19 protein-coding genes and 1 riboswitch are annotated in these 21,282 nt (G+C 71.3%); of the genes, 9 read left to right on the top strand and 10 right to left on the bottom strand.

What is annotated here, in order from left to right:
• Positions 1–89: 89 nt before the first annotated feature.
• Together IE321_RS22530 and IE321_RS22525 are read right to left on the bottom strand one after the other, a co-directional pair.
• The gene (locus tag IE321_RS22530) at positions 90–1,556 is read right to left on the bottom strand and encodes a sensor histidine kinase (protein WP_043224983.1); all 1,467 of its coding nucleotides are present in this window, start codon (positions 1,554–1,556) and stop codon (positions 90–92) included.
• A 468-nt stretch (positions 1,557–2,024) separates the two neighbouring features.
• Positions 2,025–2,621 (bottom strand): TetR/AcrR family transcriptional regulator, encoded by a 597-nt coding sequence (locus tag IE321_RS22525; protein WP_190224295.1) that lies wholly within the window; start codon positions 2,619–2,621, stop codon positions 2,025–2,027.
• Positions 2,622–2,702: 81 nt separating this feature from the next.
• On the opposite strand from IE321_RS22525, the gene IE321_RS22520 reads away from it, so the two are divergent.
• Positions 2,703–3,452: an SDR family oxidoreductase gene (locus tag IE321_RS22520; RefSeq protein WP_190224294.1), complete on the top strand. Its 750-nt coding sequence runs from the start codon at positions 2,703–2,705 to the stop codon at positions 3,450–3,452.
• Positions 3,453–3,783: 331 nt separating this feature from the next.
• Positions 3,784–4,569, top strand: a complete 786-nt coding sequence (nagB, locus tag IE321_RS22515; RefSeq protein WP_043224985.1) for a glucosamine-6-phosphate deaminase — start codon at positions 3,784–3,786, stop codon at positions 4,567–4,569.
• A gap of 76 nt (positions 4,570–4,645) precedes the next feature.
• Here nagB and IE321_RS22510 read toward each other — a convergent pair whose 3' ends face one another.
• The 4 genes from IE321_RS22510 to IE321_RS22495 form a co-directional block, all read right to left on the bottom strand.
• Positions 4,646–6,172 carry a glycoside hydrolase family 3 protein gene (locus IE321_RS22510; protein ID WP_190224293.1) on the bottom strand — a complete coding sequence of 509 codons (1,527 nt, stop codon included), beginning with the start codon at positions 6,170–6,172 and terminating at the stop codon, positions 4,646–4,648.
• 9 nt (positions 6,173–6,181) lie between these two features.
• A complete protein-coding gene (locus IE321_RS22505; protein ID WP_051842201.1) occupies positions 6,182–7,018 on the bottom strand; it encodes a carbohydrate ABC transporter permease in 837 nt (278 codons plus the stop codon).
• Between the two features lie 41 nt (positions 7,019–7,059).
• The gene (locus IE321_RS22500) at positions 7,060–8,082 is read right to left on the bottom strand and encodes a carbohydrate ABC transporter permease (protein WP_043224987.1); all 1,023 of its coding nucleotides are present in this window, start codon (positions 8,080–8,082) and stop codon (positions 7,060–7,062) included.
• A 126-nt stretch (positions 8,083–8,208) separates the two neighbouring features.
• Positions 8,209–9,498, bottom strand: coding sequence for an extracellular solute-binding protein (locus IE321_RS22495; protein WP_043224988.1), 1,290 nt, complete (start codon positions 9,496–9,498; stop codon positions 8,209–8,211).
• Between the two features lie 282 nt (positions 9,499–9,780).
• On the opposite strand from IE321_RS22495, the gene IE321_RS22490 reads away from it, so the two are divergent.
• The 7 genes from IE321_RS22490 (at position 9,781) to IE321_RS22460 (ending at position 17,157) form a co-directional block, all read left to right on the top strand.
• Positions 9,781–10,545, top strand: coding sequence for a GntR family transcriptional regulator (locus IE321_RS22490; protein ID WP_043224989.1), 765 nt, complete (start codon positions 9,781–9,783; stop codon positions 10,543–10,545).
• Between the two features lie 192 nt (positions 10,546–10,737).
• Positions 10,738–11,001, top strand: coding sequence for a DUF3311 domain-containing protein (locus IE321_RS22485; RefSeq protein ID WP_043224991.1), 264 nt, complete (start codon positions 10,738–10,740; stop codon positions 10,999–11,001).
• Entirely contained in the window at positions 10,998–12,599 is a 1,602-nt protein-coding gene (mctP, locus tag IE321_RS22480) for a monocarboxylate uptake permease MctP (protein ID WP_190224292.1), read from the top strand. The genes IE321_RS22485 and mctP overlap by 4 nt, the downstream gene beginning before the upstream one ends.
• An 80-nt stretch (positions 12,600–12,679) precedes the next feature.
• Positions 12,680–13,183 (top strand): GNAT family N-acetyltransferase, encoded by a 504-nt coding sequence (locus tag IE321_RS22475; RefSeq protein WP_190224291.1) that lies wholly within the window; start codon positions 12,680–12,682, stop codon positions 13,181–13,183.
• A gap of 89 nt (positions 13,184–13,272) precedes the next feature.
• Positions 13,273–13,402, top strand: a riboswitch (cobalamin riboswitch).
• Between the two features lie 131 nt (positions 13,403–13,533).
• Positions 13,534–15,909, top strand: coding sequence for a ribonucleoside-diphosphate reductase subunit alpha (locus tag IE321_RS22470; protein WP_190224290.1), 2,376 nt, complete (start codon positions 13,534–13,536; stop codon positions 15,907–15,909).
• On the top strand, positions 15,909–16,925 hold the full coding sequence (locus IE321_RS22465; RefSeq protein ID WP_043224999.1) for a ribonucleotide-diphosphate reductase subunit beta: 1,017 nt from the start codon (positions 15,909–15,911) through the stop codon (positions 16,923–16,925). Before IE321_RS22470 ends, IE321_RS22465 begins: the two co-directional genes overlap by 1 nt.
• 88 nt (positions 16,926–17,013) lie before the next feature.
• Positions 17,014–17,157 carry a hypothetical protein gene (locus tag IE321_RS22460; RefSeq protein WP_158983351.1) on the top strand — a complete coding sequence of 48 codons (144 nt, stop codon included), beginning with the start codon at positions 17,014–17,016 and terminating at the stop codon, positions 17,155–17,157.
• A gap of 60 nt (positions 17,158–17,217) precedes the next feature.
• On the opposite strand, the gene def is transcribed toward IE321_RS22460, so the two are convergent.
• The 4 genes from def to IE321_RS22440 form a co-directional block, all read right to left on the bottom strand.
• On the bottom strand, positions 17,218–17,868 hold the full coding sequence (def, locus tag IE321_RS22455) for a peptide deformylase (protein WP_043225002.1): 651 nt from the start codon (positions 17,866–17,868) through the stop codon (positions 17,218–17,220).
• Positions 17,869–17,934: 66 nt separating this feature from the next.
• The gene (locus tag IE321_RS22450) at positions 17,935–18,915 is read right to left on the bottom strand and encodes a tetratricopeptide repeat protein (RefSeq protein ID WP_043225003.1); all 981 of its coding nucleotides are present in this window, start codon (positions 18,913–18,915) and stop codon (positions 17,935–17,937) included.
• Between the two features lie 80 nt (positions 18,916–18,995).
• Positions 18,996–20,252, bottom strand: coding sequence for an HD-GYP domain-containing protein (locus tag IE321_RS22445; RefSeq protein ID WP_190224289.1), 1,257 nt, complete (start codon positions 20,250–20,252; stop codon positions 18,996–18,998).
• The coding region (locus tag IE321_RS22440; RefSeq protein WP_190224288.1) for an HD-GYP domain-containing protein at positions 20,249–21,282 on the bottom strand (1,034 nt) is incomplete at its 5' end. The genes IE321_RS22445 and IE321_RS22440, both read right to left, overlap by 4 nt.

Below are 21,282 nucleotides of genomic sequence, written 5' to 3'. Positions count from 1 at the left end.
TACCCAACAGCATTCGAGCCCCGGACCGATTCACTTCGGTCCGGGGCTCGCTGCTGTGCGTCACCACCCCGGGGGGTGGTGACACGAGGTCACTTCTGCGGGCGCACCGGGATGTCCAGGACCACCTTGGTGCCGCCCTCGCTGCCGGGCCGCATGTCGAAGGTGCCGCCCAACTCGCCTTCCACCAGGGTCCGTACGATCTGGAGGCCGAGGTTGCCGGCCGTCTGCGGGTCGAAGCCCTCGGGCAGGCCGCGACCGTCGTCCCGGACGGTGATGAGGAGCCGGGCGTCCGGGCGGGGCTCGCCGCGGACCGCGCTGACCTCGACCGTGCCGTGCTCGCCGGGGGCGAAGGCGTGCTCCAGGGCGTTCTGCAGGATCTCGGTGAGGACCATGGAGAGCGGGGTGGCGACCTCGGCGTCCAGGATGCCGAAGCGGCCGTTGCGCCGGCAGGTCACCTTGCCCGGGGAGATCTCGGCGACCATCGCGATGACCCGGTCGGCGATCTCGTCGAACTCCACCCGCTCGTCCAGGTTCTGGGACAGCGTCTCGTGGACGATGGCGATCGAACCGACGCGCCGGACCGCCTCGTTGAGCGCCTCGCGGCCGCGGTCGGAGTCCATCCGGCGGGCCTGGAGGCGCAACAGGGCGGCGACCGTCTGGAGGTTGTTCTTCACCCGGTGGTGGATCTCCCGGATGGTGGCGTCCTTGGTGATCAACTCACGCTCGCGGCGACGCAGTTCGGTGACGTCCCGGAGCAGCACCAGGGAACCGATCCGGCTGCCCTTGGGCTTGAGCGGGATGGACCGCAGCTGGATGACCCCGCCGCTGCCCTCCACCTCGAAGTTCCGGGGGGCGTAGCCGGAGGCCAGTTTGACCAGGGCCTCGTCCACCGGGCCGCGGGAGGGGGCCAGTTCGGCGGTGATCTGGCCGAGGTGCTGGCCGACCAGGTCGGCGGCGAGGCCGAGCCGGTGGTAGGCGGAGAGGGCGTTGGGCGAGGCGTACTGGACCATGCCGTCGGCGTCCAGGCGGACCAGGCCGTCACCGGCCCGCGGCAGCGAGTCCATGTCGGACTGCTCGCCGGGGTAGGGGAAGGTGCCGGCCGCGATCATCTGGGCGAGGTCCGAGGCCGACTGGAGGTAGGTGAGCTCCAGTCGGGAGGGGGTGCGGACGGTCAGCAGGTTGGTGTTCCGGGCGATCACGCCGAGGACCCGGCCCTCGCGGCGCACGGGGATGGACTCGACCCGGACCGGGACCTCCTCGCGCCACTCGGGGTCGCCCTCGCGGACGATCCGGCCCTCGTCGAGGGCGGCGTCCAGGAGCGGCCGGCGGCCCCGCGGGACCAGGTGGCCGACCATGTCGTCCTGGTAGGAGGTGGGGCCGGTGTTGGGCCGCATCTGGGCGACGGAGACGTACCGGGTGCCGTCGAGGGTGGGGACCCACAGGACGAGGTCGGCGAAGGAGAGGTCGGAGAGCAGCTGCCACTCCGACACCAGCAGGTGCAGCCACTCCAGGTCGGAGTCGCTCAGGGCGGTGTGCTGGCGGACGAGGTCGTTCATGGAGGGCACGGTGCGAGCGTACCCGCGGAATTAACGGCTGGTGAACCTGGCTCTTCGGGGCCGCGTGTTGGAGGATGGGCCCGGAAACACCGCGTTCAGGTGGATGGACAGACAAGAATGGTCTAGTCCACAATGGGACGCATCGAACTCCACACAGCCTCCATCCTCCCCGCACAGGAGGATGGACGAGGTACCCGGCGCTCTCTGCCCTGACTGCGCCGAGACCTCCCCACACGGCCGAGGGTCCGCACACCCCCGGCCGGGCACACCCGGGCTGCGGTGCCGGGCGGGTTGAGGGTCCCGCCGGGCGCCGCGGCCCGCGGTCTTTTCCGGGGCGGTGCGTGGTCCCTTACCGGGGTGGTGCGTGATCCCTTCCCAGAGTGGCGCGTGACCCTTCTTCGGCGCGGTGCGTGATCCCCTCCGGCGCGGTACGTGATCCCTTCCGGGCCTCGCGCCGGGCCTCCGCGATCAGGCCGGGGGCCAGGCGAGCATCGCCGCCTCCGCCACCGCCGCCAGCTCCCGCTCCGTCGCCCCGTCGCGGGCCTGCTGGGACATGCCCTGGAGCACGGCCCCGCTGAGGCGGGCCAGCACGCGGGGATCGGTGGCGGCCGGCAGCTCGCCGGACTCCACGTCCGCGCGGATCCGGTCCTCGATGGCGGCCAGGTTGGCGTTGCGCCGGGAGCGGAGGGCCTCCTCCACCTCCGGGGTGGAGCAGTTGACCGCCGCCGAGATCACCAGGCAGCCCGGGGGGTGGCCGGACTCCGTGTAGTGGCGGGCCGCCTCGCGGAGCATCCGCGCGACGCCGGCACGGGCCGTCGGCTCCTCCGTGAAGGCGCGGGTGCCGAAGGCGCCGTGCGAGAGCACGTACTCCGCGACGACCTCCTCGAAGAGCGTCCTCTTGTCGCCGAAGGCCGCGTAGAGGCTCGGGGCGCTGATGCCCATGACCCGGGTCAGGTCGGAGACGGAGGTGGTCTCGTAGCCCCGCTCCCAGAAGGCCATCGTCGCCTGCTCCAGGGCCGTGGGCCGGTCGAAGGAGCGGGGGCGGCCGCGCTGTTTCGTCGCCATGGGGTGAATTCTATAGCGCGCGTTACGGATCGTGGGGTACGGTCTTTCTGTAACGACCACTAGGAAATGGGGGGCGGCGTCATGGGCGTGCTCACGGGGAAGACGGCACTGGTGACGGGCGCGAGCCGGGGCATCGGGCGGGGGATCGCCGAGCGGCTGGGCCGGGACGGCGCGCGGGTCGCGGTGCACTACGGGGCGAACGAGGCGGCGGCGAAGGAGACGGTCGCGGCGATCGAGGCGGCGGGCGGCGAGGCGTTCGCGATCGGGCAGGAGCTGGGGGTGCCGGGGGACGCGGCGGCGCTCTGGGCGGCCTTCGACGCGCGGGCGGACGGGCTGGACATCCTGGTGAACAACGCCGGCATCGGCGCCGCGCGCTCCTTCGGGACGATCGACGAGGCGGAGTTCGACCGGGTGTTCGCGGTGAACACGAAGGCGCCGTTCTTCCTCGCCCGACTGGGGGCGGATCGCCTGCGGGACGGCGGCCGGATCGTCAACGTGTCGACGGGGCTGAGCCGGACGGCGCTGATGCCGGACCTGATCGCCTACTCGATGTCCAAGGGGGCCCTGGACGTCTTCACCCGCGACCTGTCGAAGGTGCTGGGCCCGCGCGGGATCACGGTCAACTCGGTGGCGCCCGGGATCGTGGCCACGGACAACACGGCATGGCTGGAGGGTGACGAGGAGGCCCGCGCGCGGGCGGCGGCGTACTCGGCCCTGGGCGGGATCGGGAGCACGGCCGAGATAGCCGACGTGGTGGCCTTCCTGGTCTCGGACGACGCGCGCTGGGTGACGGGGACCTGGATCGACGCCACGGGAGGCTCGCTGACCTGACGGCCGGGGCGACCGGGGCGACCGGTGCTGCTGATGCGACCTGTGCGGACGACGCGACCGGTGCGGACGGAGCCTCCGGTGCGGACTGGACGGACGGGGCGGGCGGAGGCGGACGGAGGCAGATGGGGGGGCGGACCCGATCGGCGGCCGCGGGGTGGGGTTCGAGTGGCTGGGGGGTGGCGTGCGGCCGACGATGGAGGGGCCGGGAGGCGCGGGCCGTCCGGGGTGCGGAACGGCATGAGGAGGCGGGCCTTCCTCTGCTAGATTTGGCTTTGATTGGTCTATACCACATGGCCCCTCCCCAGCCCCTCACCAGATCGGCAGGCACAGCGTGGAAGTTGTCATCGTCAAGGACGCCAAGGCGGGCGGAGAGCTCATCGCGGACGGCATCGCCGACCTCCTGCGCCGCAAGCCCGACGCGCTGCTCGGCGTGGCCACGGGCTCGACCCCGATCCCGATCTACGACGCCCTGACCGCCCAGGTCCGGGCCGGCTCCGTGGACGCCTCGCGGGCCCGCATCGCCCAGCTGGACGAGTACGTCGGCCTGCCCGCCGGGCACCCGGAGTCGTACCGCTCGACCGTCCTGCGCCAGGTCGTGGAGCCGCTCGGGCTGCCCGCCGACCACTTCATGGGCCCCGACGGCTCGGCCGAGGACGTGCAGGCGGCCTGCGAGGCGTACGACAAGGCCCTGGTCGACGCCGGCGGCGTGGACCTCCAGATCCTCGGCATCGGCACCGACGGGCACATCGGCTTCAACGAGCCGTGCTCCTCGCTCGCCTCCCGCACCCGGATCAAGACGCTCACCGAGCAGACCCGGGTGGACAACGCCCGCTTCTTCGACGACGACATCGACCAGGTCCCGCACCACGTCATCACCCAGGGCATCGGCACCATCCTGGAGGCCCGCCACCTGGTGCTGCTCGCCACCGGCGAGGGCAAGGCCGAGGCCGTCGCGCAGACCGTGGAGGGCCCCGTCGCGGCGCTCGTGCCGGCCTCCGCGCTCCAGCTCCACCCGCACGCCACCGTGGTCGTGGACGAGGCCGCCGCCTCCAAGCTGAAGCTCGCCGACTACTTCCGCCACACCTACGCCAGCAAGCCCTCCTGGCAGGGCATCTGATCCCCGGACCGCCCACCGGCACACGGAAGGGGCCCGGCACCTGGTTCAGGTGCCGGGCCCCTTCGCGTACGTGCCGTCAGGCGCCGGTGCCGACCACGGCCTCGGCCGCGGCGCGGCCGCAGACCCGGGCGGCGCCGTGGGTCGCGATGTGCAGGGCACCCCGCGGCTCCGCCTCGTTGAGCCCCATCTCGACGACCACGGTGTCCGGGCGGACGGCCACCAGGCCGTCCAGGGCCGCGGTCATCCACGGGTGCCGGTGGAGGTCGCGGACGACCGCGACGATCCGCTTCTCCCCCGCCGCCGCGAGCACGGACTCGACCGTGGCCTCGGCGTCGAAGGAGCCCGAACCGGTGCCCGGCAGCAGCCGGTCCAGCTCGGCGGCGACGCCCCACGGGGTCTCGTCGCCGACGGCGAAGTTCGCCACCGGGGTGAAGGACGCGACGAACGGGGCGCTCGACACCGGGGTGTAGAGCCCCGCCCCCTTGGTGATCCGCAGGGCCCTGCGGGCCGCCACGAGTCCGATGTCGGCGCCGGGCGCGGTCCCCTCCTGCACTGCCGCGCCCGGCACCGAACCAGCCCCCCTCGCCCGGTGCGCCTGGGTCCAGGCCGCCAGGGCGCGCACGCGCGCCGCGGCGTCGGCCAGCCGCTCCTCGGGCAGTTCACCGGTCCGTACCGCGTCGACGAGCGCGTCGCGCAGCCGCAGTACGGTGTCCTCGTCGCACAGCCCGCCGCCGACGCAGATGGCGTCGGCGCCCGCGGCGATGGCGAGGACCGATCCGCGCTCGATGCCGTACGTCGCCGCGACGGCCTGCATCTCCATGCCGTCCGTGACGATCAGCCCGTCGAAGCCCAGCTCCTGGCGCAGCAGACCGGTGAGGATCTGCGGGCTCAGGGTGGCCGGACGTTCGGTGTCGAGCGCGGAGAGCAGGATATGTGCACTCATGACCGCTTTGGTACCCGCGGAGATGGCCGCACGGAAAGGCACCAGCTCACGGGCGTGCAGTGTGGCGAGGTCCACATCGATCCGGGGCAGCGCGTCGTGGGAGTCCACGTTGGTGTCGCCGTGCCCGGGGAAGTGCTTGGTGCAGGCCGCGACCCCGACGGCCTGGAGGCCGTCGACGTACGCCACGGTGTGACGGGCGACCAGGTCCGGGTCGGGTCCGAAGGAGCGGACCCCGATGACCGGGTTCTCGGCGTTGGAGTTCACGTCGGCCGAGGGGGCCCAGTTGAGGTCGATCCCGCAGGCGACGAGCCGGCGGCCGAGCTCGCGGGCGACGGCCCGGGTCAGCTCGACGTCGTCGACCCGGCCCAGGGCGTAGTTGCCCGGGAAGGACGAGCCCTCGTTGACCTCGAGGCGGGTGACGTCGCCGCCCTCCTCGTCGATGGCGACGAGGACGTCCTCCCGCTCGGCGCGGAGCTGGGCGGTGAGGCGGGCGAGCTGCTCGGGGCCGGCGACGTTCCGGCCGAAGAGGCCGACGGACGACAGGCCCTCGCCGATCCGGCGGAGCAGCCAGTCGGGTGCGGTGGTGCCGACGAAGCCGGGCTGGAGCACCGTGAGCGCGTCACGGGTCAGGGTGTCCGAGCCGTGTACGAGTGTGGTCATGGGGCGCCGTTATCCCTTCACCGCGCCGGCGGTCATGCCGCCGACGGCCTTGCGCTGGAGGAAGAGGAAGACGATGAGCACCGGGAGGGCGAAGAGCGTCGAGGCGGCCATGGTGGCGCCCCAGTCGTCGCCGAACGCGGTCTGGAACTGGGTGAGCCAGAGCGTCAGGGTCTGGTTCGTCTTGTCCTTGTTGAGCACGAGGACCATCGCGAACTCGTTCCAGGCCGTGATGAAGCCGAAGAGCGAGGTGGACATCAGGCCCGGGGCGAGCAGCGGGAAGATGACCTTGCGGAAGGCCTGGCCGCGGGTGCAGCCGTCGATCTGGGCGGCCTCCTCCAGCTCGACCGGGACGGCGGCGATGAAGCCGCGCAGGGTCCAGATGGTGAAGGGCAGGACCATCACGAAGTAGATCGCGGTGAGCAGCGGGATGCTGTTCAGCATGTCGTTGTCGCGGGCGATCATGTACATCGCGATGACCATGACCTCCCAGGGGGCCATCTGGGCCATCATCACGATGAGGACGATGCCCTTGCGGCCCTTGAACTTCATGCGGGCGATCGCGAAGCTCGCGGCGAGGGCGACGACCAGGGCCAGGAGGACGGCGCCGACCGTGACGATCAGGCTGTTGGTGACGTACGTCCAGAACAGGTCGACGCCGGTGGCCGTGCCGTAGTTCTCGAAGGTCGGGGTGAAGAAGAAGACCGGGTCCTTGCTGAGGATCTCGCTCTGCGGCTTCAGCGAGGACGAGAACATCCAGTAGACCGGGAAGACGAAGATCACGGCCAGGACGATCGCGGCGGCGTTCTTGGCGACGGCGCCGACGGTCAGCGGCTTGCGGGTGCGCAGCTTCTGCGGAGCCGGCGCCTGGGGGGTCTGTGCGGTGGTGCTCACTGCTCGTCCTCCTGCTTCAGGATCAGGCGGAAGTAGAAGGACATGGCCACGAGGAGCATCACGATGGTGAGGATCGAGATGGCCGCCGCGACGCCGTAGTGCTGCTGGCTCATGCCTTCGATGTACGCGAAGACGGGAAGGGTCTCGGTGGCGCGGTCGGGGCCGCCCTGGTTCATGGCGTAGACCTGGGTGAACGCCTTGAAGACCCAGATGATCTCCAGGAACGTGGTGATCATGAAGAACGGCTTCAGGTTCGGGAAGACCACGGACCAGAAGGTCCGCCAGCCGTTCGCGCCGTCCATGCGGGCCGCCTCGTACAGCTCGGTGCCCACGGTGGTGAGGCCGGCGTACATGTTGAGGGCCACGAAGGGGACGGAGCCCCAGACCACCAGGGCCGTGATGATCACGAAGGTGGAGAAGCCGGTCTCGAACCAGTTGTGCTGCTCGTAGCCGGAGAAGCCGAGCGTCCGCATCAGCCAGTTGGCGACGCCGAACTGCTCGTCGAAGAGCCACTGGAAGACCGTGACGGAGGCGACGATCGGCATGGCCCAGGCGAAGGCGAGGGCCAGGGAGAGCACCAGCCGCATCTTCTTGCCGAGGCGGTTGAGGAGCAGGCCGATGCCGGTGCCGATGGCCATGATCAGGGCCACGTTGGCGGCGGTGAAGGCGACCGAGCGCAGGACGACGGTCCAGAACTCGGAGTTGCCCAGCAGCTCCGTGTAGTTGTCGAAGCCGATCCAGGGGGTCTCGCGGCGGATCAGCTCACGCCGGTTGACCGACTGGAAGGAGAGGATCAGGTTGCTGATCAGGGGGTAGAGCAGCAGCACCGCCATGGACAGCAGGGCGGGCGTGACGAGCAGGTACGGCAGTAGCCCACCAGGCAGCGAACGTCTGCCGCGCGAGGGCTGAAGGGCTTCCTTCGCGCCGGAAGGGGGTGGCGGAGTCTGCGACTTCCCTGCCGCCCTCCCGGGCGCGTCCTGGGAACCGGCGGTCGCCGTCCCCTGGGAGTCCACGGTCATGGTCTTCTTCCTCGCGGTTCTGGGGCTCCCGCGCCCACCGGGGCGCGGCCCGGGGGAGCGGGCCGCAATCACTGCAACGCCCAGGTGGCGTGGCCGGGGGGAACCGGCCACGCCACCGGGGTGGGGTTACTGCTGGTTGATGCGCTCGGCGATGACCTTGTCGGCCTCTTCGCCGGCCTTCTGCGGGTCCTCGCCCTTCAGGACCTTGGTCATGTAGCCCTTGATCGGGTTGGGCTCGGTCTCGACGTTGGCCCAGCCACCCGTGATCGGGGTGATGCGACCGACCTCGGCGACCTTCACCATGGCCTCGGCGAAGGAGCCGGCCTCAGGGGTGACCTGCGCGGAGGTGTCGACGGGGATGATGCCGCCCTTGTTGGCGGTGCCGTACGACTCGAGCTGCTTCTTGTTGGTGACGAAGGCCAGCCACTCCTTCGCCAGCTCCTGGTTCTTGGAGCGCTCGGCGACGGCGAGGTTGGAGCCGCCGAAGAAGACGGAGCCCGGCTTGTCGGCGGTCTTGCCCGGGATCGGGAAGTAGCCGAAGTCGGACTTGCCGCCGGCCTTCTCGATGGCCGCGATCGCGCCGCCGGCCTCCCAGCCGAGGCCGATCCAGGACGCGACGCCACCCTTGGGGACGACGTCGACGGACTGCTGCGGGGTCGCCTCGTCCTTGTCCTTCGGAGCGGTCGAGTAGGACTGCAGCTCCTTGTAGAAGTTCATGGCGGCGGCGGCCTGCGGGGTGGCCAGGCCACCCTTCCACTTGTCGCCGTCCTTGACCGCGAGCTCGCCGCCCTCGTCCCACAGGAAGCCGGCGAGGACGTACCAGCTCTGGCCCGGGAGGTAGATGGGCTGCGACTTGGCGTCGGCGGCCTTGAGCTTCTTCAGGCCGTCGATCCACTCGCCGCGGGTCTTCGGCGGGGTGACGCCGGCCTTCTTATAGGCGGCCTTGTCGTAGATCACGACGCGGCTGGCGGCCCACCACGGAGCGGCGTAGAGCTTGCCGTCCAGCTCGGCCGAGGGCAGCATGCCCTTGCTCCAGTTGTTGTAACCGAGCTTGTCCTTGTCGCCCGAGAGGTCGGCGAGACCGCCGGTGACGGCGTAACCCGTGGTCTGGGTGTTGCCGAGCTCCAGGACGTCCGGCGGGGTGTCCTCGGAGAGCGCCGTGGTGACCTTGGTCTGGATGTCGGTCCACTGCTGGACCTCGACGTTGACCTTGGTGCCGGGGTGGGCGGCCTCGAACTCCTTGTTGACGCCGTCGATCCACTCCTTGGGAGCGGAACCGTCCATGACCCAGACGGTGAGCGACTTGTTGCCGCCCTCGGCCTTGTCCTTCTTGTCACCGCTGTCGGAACCGCCACACGCAGCGATAGAGACCATCATGCCCGCGACGCCGATCGCCGCGATGAGCTTGCGCTTCACGCCACCCTCCTCAGGGATGCCTGCAACCCCTGCCCACCGCGCGAAGACATACGTCAGGTAGTGCTCGTGGGGCTGGGACCTGGTCTTTAATGGTTTAGACCAGTACCCGGAGCTTGGCCTAGACCTTTGGGGGTGTCAAGGGTGTATAAGAAGGGCAGTCGCGTCCGTTATCGGACCGACACCTGAGGGAGGCCGACGACCCGTGACCGGTCCGTGCCACCATGTGAGCCGCGACAGACGGAGGAGCCGGTGACGGCAGCAGCACAGTCGGGAAGGCAGGCCATGGCGACGGAGGCGGGCAGCACGGAGACAGAGGGCGGGCCGGCGACCCGCACCGCGCGCGTGCCCAAGTACTACCGGCTGAAAAGGCACCTCCTCGACATGACGGAGACCCTTCCGCCCGGCACCCCGGTGCCGCCCGAGCGGACGCTCGCGGCCGAGTTCGACACCTCGCGCACCACCGTGCGCCAGGCCCTCCAGGAACTGGTCGTCGAGGGCCGGCTGGAGCGCATCCAGGGCAAGGGCACCTTCGTGGCGAAGCCGAAGGTCTCCCAGTCCCTGCAACTCACCTCGTACACCGAGGACATGCGCGCACAGGGCCTCGAACCCACCTCGCAGCTCCTCGACATCGGCTACGTGACGGCCGACGACACCCTCGCCGGGCTGCTCGACATCACGGCCGGCGGCCGGGTGCTGCGCATCGAGCGCCTCCGCCTGGCGAACGGCGAGCCGATGGCGATCGAGACCACCCACCTTTCGGCCAAACGCTTCCCGGCGCTGCGCCGCTCGCTGGTCAAGTACACCTCTCTGTACACCGCGCTGGCCGAGGTCTACGACGTGCACCTCGCCGAGGCCGAGGAGACCATCGAGACCTCGCTCGCGACCCCGCGCGAGGCCGGACTGCTCGGCACCGACGTCGGTCTGCCGATGCTGATGCTCTCCCGGCACTCCCTGGACGCCCAGGGCGAGCCCGTCGAGTGGGTGCGCTCGGTCTACCGCGGCGACCGCTACAAGTTCGTCGCGAGGCTCCAGCGGCCCAACGGCTGAAAATCGATCTGAACCCGTACCCCGGCGCATCCGTGCGATGTGTCGGGGTACGTCTTTTCTCCGGGGCATCGGCAGGCACCGAGACCCAGCCGAGACCAGTCCGTTATTCGGACAAGGGTTTCCCGGAGAGTGGACGGTCCCCTAAATTTCCTCGGCATCAGCCGGCGATCAGCGAGGGGACGTCATTTCGCCATGTCAGAAACCACCACCGGGAAACCACCGGTCGTCACACCGCTCAGGGTCGTCATCGCGCTCTGTCTGATCGCCCCGTTCGTGGCGATGCTCTGGGTCGGTTCGTACGCGAAGGTCGACCCGCTGCTCGCCGGCATCCCGTTCTTCTACTGGTACCAGATGCTGTGGGTGCTGGTCTCGACCCTGCTCACCGTCATCGCGTACAAGCTCTGGCAGCGCGACCAGCGCGCCCGCCGCGTCCGTGAGGGTGGTGAGGAGCGATGAAGGACGTCAACGTCGTCGCGCTCTGCGTGTTCGTGTTCTTCTTCCTGGCCGTCACGGTGATGGGCTTCCTCGCCGCGAAGTGGCGCAAGGCGGAGAACGAGAACAGCCTCGACGAATGGGGCCTGGGCGGCCGCTCGTTCGGCACCTGGGTCACCTGGTTCCTGCTCGGCGGCGACCTCTACACCGCGTACACCTTCGTCGCCGTCCCGGCGGCCATCTACGCGGCGGGCGCGGCCGGCTTCTTCGCCGTCCCGTACACCATCCTGGTCTACCCGCTGATCTTCACCTTCCTGCCGCGCCTGTGGTCCGTCTCGCACAAGCACGGGTACGTGACCACCTCCGACTTCGTCCGCGGCCGCTTCGGCTCCAAGGGCCTGTCGCTCGCGGTGGCGGTCACCGGCATCCTCGCCACCATGCCGTACATCGCGCTCCAGCTCGTCGGCATCCAGGCCGTGCTGGACGTGATGGGCGTCGGCGGCGGCGAGGACACCCACTGGTTCATCAAGGACCTGCCGCTGCTCATCGCCTTCGGCGTGCTCGCCGCGTACACCTACTCCTCGGGCCTGCGCGCCCCCGCGCTCATCGCCTTCGTCAAGGACACCCTGATCTACATCGTCATCGCGGTGGCGATCATCTACATCCCGATCAAGCTGGGCGGCTTCGACGCCATCTTCGACGCGGCGAACGAGAAGTTCACCGCCAACAAGGTGGGCGGGCTCGTGCCGGCCGAGGCCGGTCAGTGGACGTACGCGACGCTCGCGCTCGGCTCGGCGCTCGCGCTCTTCATGTACCCGCACTCCATCACGGCGACCCTGTCGTCGAAGAGCCGCGAGGTCATCCGCCGCAACACCACGATCCTGCCGCTCTACTCGCTGATGCTGGGCCTGCTCGCGCTGCTCGGCTTCATGGCGATCGCCGCCGGCATCAAGGTCCAGAACGGCCAGCTCGCCATCCCGCAGCTCTTCGAGGACATGTTCCCCGCCTGGTTCGCGGGCATCGCCTTCGCCGCCATCGGCATCGGCGCCCTCGTCCCGGCCGCGATCATGTCGATCGCCGCGGCCAACCTCTTCACCCGCAACATCTACAAGGACTTCATCAAGCCCGAGGCGACCCCCGAGCAGGAGACCAAGGTCTCCAAGCTGGTCTCCCTCCTGGTGAAGGTCGGCGCGCTCGTCTTCGTCCTCACCATGGACAAGACCGTCGCCATCAACTTCCAGCTCCTCGGCGGCATCTGGATCCTCCAGACCTTCCCGGCCCTGGTCGGCGGCCTCTTCACCCGCTGGTTCCACCGCTGGGCGCTGCTCGGCGGCTGGGCGGTCGGCATGGCGTACGGCACGATCGCCGCGTACAACGTGTCGACGCCGAAGCAGGCGCACTTCGCCGGCTCCTCCGCCGAGATCCCCGGCATCGGCGAGATCGGCTACATCGGCCTCACCGCCTTCCTGCTCAACCTCGCGGTGACGGTGGTCCTCACCTTCGTCCTCAAGGCCCTCAAGGCCCCCGAGGGCGTCGACGAGACCGCGCCGTCGGACTACACGGCCGACGCCGGCGACGCCGGTGTCCGCCCCCTGCCGAAGGTCGGCGCCGACACCCACTGAGCCGTCCACGCACGGATCGAGGGCCCGGGGCGGCGGAAAACCCCGGGCCCTCGCCCTGTCCACCGGGCAGACTGCCGGGCATGGACTTCGTGATCAGGGACGTACGGCCGGAGGAGCACGAGGAGGTGGGCGAGCTCACCGCCCGCGCCTACCTCGACGACGGGCACCTCACCTTCGGCGAGGACGACGACTACCTGCCGGTGATGAAGGACGTCGCCCGGCGGGCCGTCGAGGCGGAGGTGCTGGTCGCCGTGGACGCCGGCGGGACGCTGCTCGGCGCGGTCACCTTCACGGCGGGCGGCGGCGCGTGGGCGGACATCGCCCGGCCCGGCGAGGCCGAGTTCCGGCTGCTCGCCGTGGCGCGCGCGGCGCGCGGCCGGGGCGTCGGAGAGGCGCTGGTACGGGCCTGCGTCGACCGGGCCCACACCCTCGACGGGTGCGCGCGGCTGGTGCTGTCCACCCAGGACCGGATGACCACCGCCCACCGGATCTACCGGCGCATCGGCTTCACGCGGCTGCCCGAGCGGGACTGGAGCCCGGTCCCGGGCCTGTCCCCGCTGTGGGCGTTCACCCTGGAACTCTGACACCCCCGCCCCCTCCTCGCCCCGACTCCCGTTTGGCTCACACCCACGAGCGACACAACATGTGGGGGGTTCCGAGATCGGAGCCCCCCACATGTATGCTCATCCTCGCTGTCGCCGCAGGGGAATCCGGTGCGAATCCGGAACTGTCCCGCAACGGTGTACTTCGTGCGCTTTCGCACGAAGAGGAGTCCGAGGACCTGCCGACGGCGCGCCCGGTCCGTCCGTTCCGGGTGCCGAAGACGTCCGGGCCTCGCGGAATGGGCCGGTGGACGCGGGCGCTTCCGTGCGTACGGATGCCCGTCCGCCCCTCCCCCGCCGTGGCCCCGGGCCGAGCGAGGGAGAGCCCCCACGTGACCATCGCGCCTGCGGGTCCGTCAGCCGCCGAGGCCGCCGCGATCGAGAGCGACGGCCCCGGGACCGTACTGCTGCGGACCCTGACCGACCTCACCGCCGACCTCACCGACACCGACCCCGGACGGGTCGCCGCCGCCGCGCTGCGCGGCCGGCACGCCGGTTCGGACGAGGCGGAGCTGCGCGAACTGGCCACCGAGGCCGCGGCCGGACTCATCTCCGAGGACCCCGCCTACTCCCGCCTCGCCGCCCGTCTGCTCACCCTCACCATCGGCGAGGAGGCGGCCTCGCAGGGCGCCGTCTCCTTCTCCGCCTCGGTCGCCACCGGCCACCGCGAGGGCCTGATCGCCGACCGCACCGCGGCCTTCACGACGCTCCACGCGGACCGGCTCGACGCGCTGGTCGACCCGGCCGCCGACGACCGCTTCGGCTACTTCGGCCTGCGGACGCTCTACTCCCGCTACCTGCTGCGCCACCCGATCACCCGCAAGGTGATCGAGACCCCGCAGCACTTCATGCTCCGGGTGGCCTGCGGCCTCGCCGAGGACGACTCGACGCGCGCGCTCGACGAGGTCGCGGCGCTGTACGGGCTGATGAGCCGGCTCGACTACCTGCCCTCCTCCCCCACGCTCTTCAACTCCGGCACCCGCCACCCGCAGATGTCCTCCTGCTACCTGCTGGACTCCCCGCAGGACGAGCTGGACTCGATCTACGACCGCTACCACCAGGTGGCGCGGCTGTCGAAGCACGCGGGCGGCATCGGGCTCTCGTACTCCCGGATCCGCTCGCGCGGTTCGCTGATCCGCGGCACCAACGGGCACTCCAACGGCATCGTGCCGTTCCTGAAGACGCTGGACGCCTCGGTCGCCGCCGTGAACCAGGGCGGCCGCCGCAAGGGCGCCGCCGCCGTCTACCTGGAGACCTGGCACGCGGACATCGAGGAGTTCCTGGAGCTCCGCGACAACACCGGCGAGGACGCCCGCCGCACCCACAACCTGAACCTCGCCCACTGGATCCCGGACGAGTTCATGCGCCGGGTGAACGCCGACGCCGAGTGGTCGCTCTTCTCCCCCGCCGACGTGCCCGAGCTGGTCGACCTGTGGGGCGAGGAGTTCGACGCCGCCTACCGCGCGGCCGAGGCCAGGGGCCTGGCCCGCCGCACGATGCCGGCCCGCGACCTGTACGGCCGGATGATGCGGACCCTGGCGCAGACCGGCAACGGCTGGATGACCTTCAAGGACGCCTCCAACCGCACGGCCAACCAGACCGCCGAGCCCGGCACGGTCGTCCACTCCTCCAACCTGTGCACCGAGATCATCGAGGTCACGAACGACGGCGAGACGGCCGTCTGCAACCTCGGCTCGGTCAACCTCGGCGCGTTCGTGGCCGACGGGGACATCGACTGGGAGCGGCTCGACGCGACCGTCCGCACCGCGGTCACCTTCCTCGACCGGGTCGTCGACATCAACTTCTACCCGACCGAGCAGGCCGGCCGCTCCAACGCGAAGTGGCGCCCGGTCGGCCTGGGCGCGATGGGCCTCCAGGACGTCTTCTTCAAGCTGCGGCTGCCCTTCGACTCCGCCGCGGCCCGGGCGCTGTCCACCCGGATCGCCGAGCGGATCATGCTCGCCGCGTACGAGGCGTCCGCCGACCTCGCCGAGCGCAACGGCCCGCTGCCCGCCTGGGAGAAGACCCGCACCGCCCGGGGCGTGCTCCACCCGGACCACTACGGCGTCGAGCTGAACTGGCCGGAGCGCTGGGCGGCCCTGCGCGAGCGGATCGCGTCGACCGGCATGCGCAACAGCCTCCTCCTCGCCATCGCGCCGACCGCGACGATCGCGTCGATCGCCGGCGTGTACGAGTGCATCGAGCCGCAGGTCTCCAACCTCTTCAAGCGCGAGACGCTCTCCGGCGAGTTCCTCCAGGTCAACTCGTACCTGGTCGCCGAGCTGAAGGAGCTCGGCGTGTGGGACGCGCAGACCCGCGAGGCGCTGCGCGAGTCCAACGGCTCGGTGCAGGACTTCACCTGGGTGCCGGCCGAGGTCCGCGACCTCTACCGCACGGCGTGGGAGATCCCGCAGCGCGGTCTGATCGACATGGCGGCGGACCGCACGCCGTTCCTCGACCAGTCGCAGTCGCTGAACCTGTTCCTGGAGACGCCGACCATCGGCAAGCTGTCGTCGATGTACGCGTACGCCTGGAAGCGGGGCCTGAAGACGACGTACTACCTGCGCTCGCGCCCGGCGACCCGGATCGCCCGCGCCGCGTCCGCGTCCGCGTCCGCCGCCGCCCCGATCCCCGTCCAGCAGGCCGCCGACCCCGACGCGGTCGCCTGCTCCCTGGAAAACCCCGAGTCCTGCGAGGCCTGCCAGTAATGAGCACCACCGGAAACAAGAACCTCCTGGACCCGGGCTTCGAGCTCACCCTCCGCCCGATGCGCTACCCGGACTTCTACGAGCGCTACCGGGACGCCATCAAGAACACCTGGACCGTGGAGGAGGTCGACCTCCACTCGGACGTCGCCGACCTCGCCAAGCTCACCCCCGGCGAGCAGCACATGATCGGCCGGCTGGTGGCGTTCTTCGCGACGGGCGACTCGATCGTCGCGAACAACCTGGTCCTGACGCTCTACAAGCACATCAACTCCCCGGAGGCGCGGCTGTACCTGTCGCGCCAGCTCTTCGAGGAGGCCGTGCACGTCCAGTTCTACCTGACCCTCCTGGACACCTACCTGCCCGACCCGGACGACCGGGCGGCGGCCTTCGCGGCGGTCGAGAACATCCCGTCCATCCGTGAGAAGGCGCAGTTCTGCTTCCGCTGGATGGACTCGGTCGAGAAGATCGACCGCCTGGAGACGCAGGCGGACCGTCGCCGCTTCCTGCTCAACCTGATCTGCTTCGCCGCCTGCATCGAGGGCCTGTTCTTCTACGGCGCCTTCGCCTACGTGTACTGGTTCCGCTCCCGCGGCCTGCTGCACGGCCTGGCGACCGGCACCAACTGGGTCTTCCGCGACGAGACCATGCACATGAACTTCGCCTTCGAGGTCGTGGACACGGTCCGCAAGGAGGAGCCGGAGCTCTTCGACGACGAACTGCGCGAGCAGGTCACGGCCATGCTCAGGGAGGCCGTCGAGGCGGAGCTCCAGTTCGGCCGCGACCTGTGCGGCGACGGCCTGCCCGGCATGAACACCGAGTCCATGCGCGAGTACCTCCAGTGCGTCGCCGACCAGCGCCTGGTCCGCCTCGGCTTCGCGCCGGTCTACGGCTCCGAGAACCCCTTCTCCTTCATGGAGCTCCAGGGCGTCCAGGAACTCACCAACTTCTTCGAGCGCCGCCCCTCCGCCTACCAGGTGGCGGTCGAGGGCACGGTCGACCTGGACGAGGACTTCTGACCTCCGGATGTGGAGGTTTCGGCCGGGGCGCGGGGACTGGCCTAGAGTTGATCTTGTAAATCGTCACACCACTTCACGGGGGATATCCATGACCCGCAAGGCCCGCGCCCTCACCACCGCCGTCCTCACGCTCCTGCTGGTCGGCGGCGCCGCCGCCACCGCCTCGGCGGGCGACATGAGCTGGCAGTCCGTGCCCGTCACCGTCCTCGGCGACGACATGGGCTGGCAGTAGGACGTACGCCGAAGGGCCCCGCACCACACGGTGCGGGGCCCTTCGGCGTAGGCGCGGAGGTCAGTCGTTGGCGACGACCGGGTAGCGCGGGGTGCCCTCTTCCATCTGGCGCAGGGCGTCCTTGCGGTCGCGCTTGGAGAGCTTGTCGATGTAGAGGAAGCCGTAGAGGTGGTCCGTCTCGTGCTGCAGGCAGCGGGCGAAGTAGCCGGTGCCGCGGACCTTGATCGGGTTGCCGAGGAGGTCCTGGCCGTGGACCTCGGCGAAGTCCGGGCGGGCCAGCTCCGCGTAGGCGGTGGGGACCGAGAGGCAGCCCTCGTTGGAGTCGTCGAGGTGGCGGCGGTCGGCCGGGAGCTCCTGGAGCACCGGGTTGACCACGTGGCCGGTGTGGCGGACGCCCTCGTCGTCGGGGCAGTCGTAGACGAAGACCTTGAGGTCGACGCCGATCTGGTTGGCGGCGAGGCCGACGCCCTCGGCCGTCTTCTGGCTGGCGAACATGTCGTCGACCAGGGCGGCCAGTTCGGGACCGAAGTCGGTCACGTCCTTGCACTCGCGGTGCAGCACCGGGTTGCCGACGACCGTGATCGGGCGGGAGGTGCCCCGCTCGCGGTGCGCGAGCTCACGCGCCTCGCTCTCCTCCGTGTCCACGATGTAGCCGTCGTCGTCCAGGGCGTAGCCCGTGAAGATCTGCTCGCCCGACTCCTGCTGCGCCATGTGCCGCCGCGCCTTCCTGAAAACCCGATTCCGTCGGGGACAGCCTACGGGGCCGGGACGGACGGCTCAGCAGACCTCTTCGAGATCGCGCCATTCGCGGCTGTCCGGACTGTCCGCGACCCAGCCGTCGAGGAGCCCGCGCACCAGGTCGGCCGGGGCGGCGATGCCGCACTCGCGCTCGGGCACCCACAGCTCGCCGGGCGAGCGGTGGCCGAGCGGTCCGGGGTGGCCGGGCTCGCTGTGGTCGTGCGGGTCGACGTGGTCGCCCTCGCCCTCGGCGCTGGGCATGGTCGACTCCGAGCAGGCGCGACAGAGGAGCCGTACCGACGAGGACCAGTCCTCTGCGGCGAAGCCCGCCTCGGCGGCGAGCTGCTCCAGAGCGTCCCGGTCGGCCTCGGTGGCGGCCTCCAGGAGGACGACCCAGGTGGGGACGGGCGAGGGGGCCCACAGCTCGATCTCGTCGAAGACCGGGTAGGAGGGTCCGGCGGTGGTGGTGCGCTCGCCGTTCGGCACGCCGTCGTGGAGGACGACCTCGCCCCAGCGGCGGCCGGAGGACGGCAGCGGGATGGAGAGGACCTCGATGCGGGCCGGGTCGAGCCGGCGGCCCCAGACGACCTCGGCCTCGCCCTCGGGCGAGAGGCGGACGGCGGCGCTGCCCAGCTCCATCCCGGCGGGCTCGCCGGTGGCGGAGGAGGCGCCGGGGACCTTGAGGCCGTACGCCTGCCAGGCGCGGCGGGCCAGCGGCCAGTCCTGGAGGGCGGTGGCGGCGATGCCGACGTTCCACCAGTCGGGGGCGCCGGTCTCCCTGTCGAGCAGGGCCACGGCGCGCAGTCCGGCGGCGCGGGCCTGCTCCCAGTCGTGCCGGAACTTGTGCAGCAGGGCCAGGTTGAACCAGGACTCGGAGAGCCAGGGCTCCAGATCGGCCGCCCGGGTGAGCAGCGCGCCCGCGTCCTCGTACCGTCCGTCGCCGATCAGCGTGAACGCGCGGTCGGTGGCCTGCCGCCACGAGGCGGAGGGCCGATGCCGTACCTTCCCGAAGATCCTCACGATTCCCGCCTGCCCGGTCGCTTCACCCTCTTGTTCGCATCCAACCATGCCGGGTCGGACGCGCGCTCATTACCCATGGGTTACCCCGTGGGGACCGAGGTCACCCCCGGGGCCGTGCCGCGGGCCAGGACCCTGGCCAGGCAGGCGACGACCTCGGGGTGGTAGTCCCGCGCGGTGCCGAGCCGGAGCGTCTCCAGGGCCTCCAGGGCGGCGCCCGCCCCCTCCCCGGCCAGGTCGTCGTAGGCGTTCACCGCGCGGACGATGCGGGCCGCCGTGGGCTGCTCGCGGTACGGGTCGGCCTGCCGCTCGACGACCTGGGCGACGGCCGGGGGGACGCCGGTCATCCGCACCACCTCGCCGCCGAGGAGGGCGATCCGGCGCTGGTCCTCGGCGGGCAGCAGCGCGGTGGCGCCGCCGGCGACGGGGTCGACGAGGGAGAGCTGTCCGATGTCGTGCATGAGCGCCGCGTACTCCAGGACGGTCAGCTCGGCGCCGCCGAGGCCGAGCTCGCGGCCGACGGCGGTGGAGAGGGCGGCCACCCGGCGGGCGTGGCCGGGCGGGGTGCAGCCGGCGATCTCGGTCGCCCGGGCGAGGGAGGCGATGGTCTGCCGGTTGACGGTGCGGACGGCCGCGTACCGCCGGTACGAGACCTGGGTGAGCAGCAGCGGCACGGCGAGGACGGGCAGCGCCCAGAGGCCGGCGGCGGCGACGCCGAGGGCCATGACGACGCCGGTGGCGCAGACGGCGGAGCCGATGCCGAGGAGGGCGCGCAGTTCGTCGCGGAGGAGGGGGCCGTACGGGTAGGCGGTGCGGGCGCGGAGCAGCAGGGCGGCGAGGACGGCGTCGCAGAGGCCGGTGAGGCCGAGGACGAGGAGGAGGAAGAGGGTGTAGGGGGCGCCGGTGCCGAGGTGGCCGGTGACGGCGCCGGCGTTGTAGAGCGGCTGGAAGCAGAGGGCGGCGAAGCCGACGGTGAGGACCCGGCGGGCGAGGTGGTCGGGGTCGGGGCCCCGGCCGCGGGCGATGTGGGGCACGATCCCGGCGAGCCCGCCGGCGCAGACGACGGCGACGATCTGGAGGACGCCGTGGGTGGTGGCGGTTCCGGCGTCGTGGCCGAGCAGGGCGTAGGCGAGGGCTCCGGCGGCGGCGAGCGGGGCGGGTTCCCGTTCGCCGGGGTGGGCGCCCCAGCGGGCGAGTTCGCCGAGCGCGATGAGGGTGCCGAAGGCGAGGGCGTTGCCGGGTTCGGCGAGCCCGTGCCAGAGGGTGGCGGCGAATCCGGCCGCGCCGAGGAGGAGGGCGGCGGCGCGGACGGCGCCGATGGTGACCGCACCGGGTCTCATGCGGGCTCCTCGGTCCTGGCCGCGAGCGGGCCGGGGGCGCGGGGCGCGGGGACCTGCGGACCGGGTTCGTCGGCGGTGACGGCGGTCTGCCAGCCGTGGTGGGCGAGGGCGCGGACGAGCGCGGCGACCATCCGGGGGTCGAACTGGCTGCCGGCGCACCGCTCCAGTTCGGCGAGGGCGGTGGAGACGGGCCGGGCGCGGCTGTAGGAGCGGGTGGAGGTCATGGCGTCGAAGGCGTCGGCGACGGCGACGACCCGGGCGCACTCGGGGATCTCCTCGCCGCGAAGGCCGTAGGGGTAGCCGCTGCCGTCGACGCGTTCGTGGTGGTGGAGGACGGCGTCGCGGGCCTCGCCGAGGAAGCCGATGCCGCGGATCATCTCGTGGCCGTACTCGGGGTGGAGTTCGATGATCCGGCGCTCCTCGGGGGTGAGCGGGCCGTCCTTGCGCAGGACGCGGGTGGGGACGCCGAGCTTGCCGACGTCGTGGAGGATGCCGGCGAAGCGGACGACGTCGAGCCGGTCGCCGGCCATGCCGAGCTCACGGGCGATCAGGACGGAGGCGCGGCCGACGCGTTCGCTGTGGCCGCGGGTGTAGCTGTCCTTGATGTCGACGGCCTGGACGAGGGCGCGGATGGTGGCCTGGTGGGCGGCGCGCTCGTGGTGGTACTGGGCGAAGACCCAGCAGGAGAGGTACATGGGCAGCAGGACGAGCAGGGCGGCGGCGGGGCCGTGGGCGCCGCGCCACAGGACGCCCATCATGAGTCCGGCGAGGCCGTGGACGAGGTGGGGGGCGAGGGCGCGGCCGAGGAGTCCGCGCCAGGCGGTGTGGAGCGGGAGCCCGTCGGCGGTGGCGCGGACGCCGCCGTCGAGGGCGGTGAGGGCCAGGCAGAAGACGAGGGCGGCGCCGGCGGCGGGCAGGAGCGCCGCGGGGAAGTCGGGGGCGGTGAGGACGGCGCCGTCGCCGAGGGCGGCGGCGCCGAGGGCGGTGGCCCAGGTGGCGAGGGCGGGGGCGGCGGCGCGCCAGGCGCGGC

Origin of the sequence: Streptomyces hydrogenans, assembly GCF_014656075.1 — a bacterium.
Taxonomy (GTDB): Bacteria; Actinomycetota; Actinomycetes; order Streptomycetales; family Streptomycetaceae; genus Streptomyces; species Streptomyces hydrogenans.
This window is presented reverse-complemented; position numbering and strand designations above follow the sequence as displayed.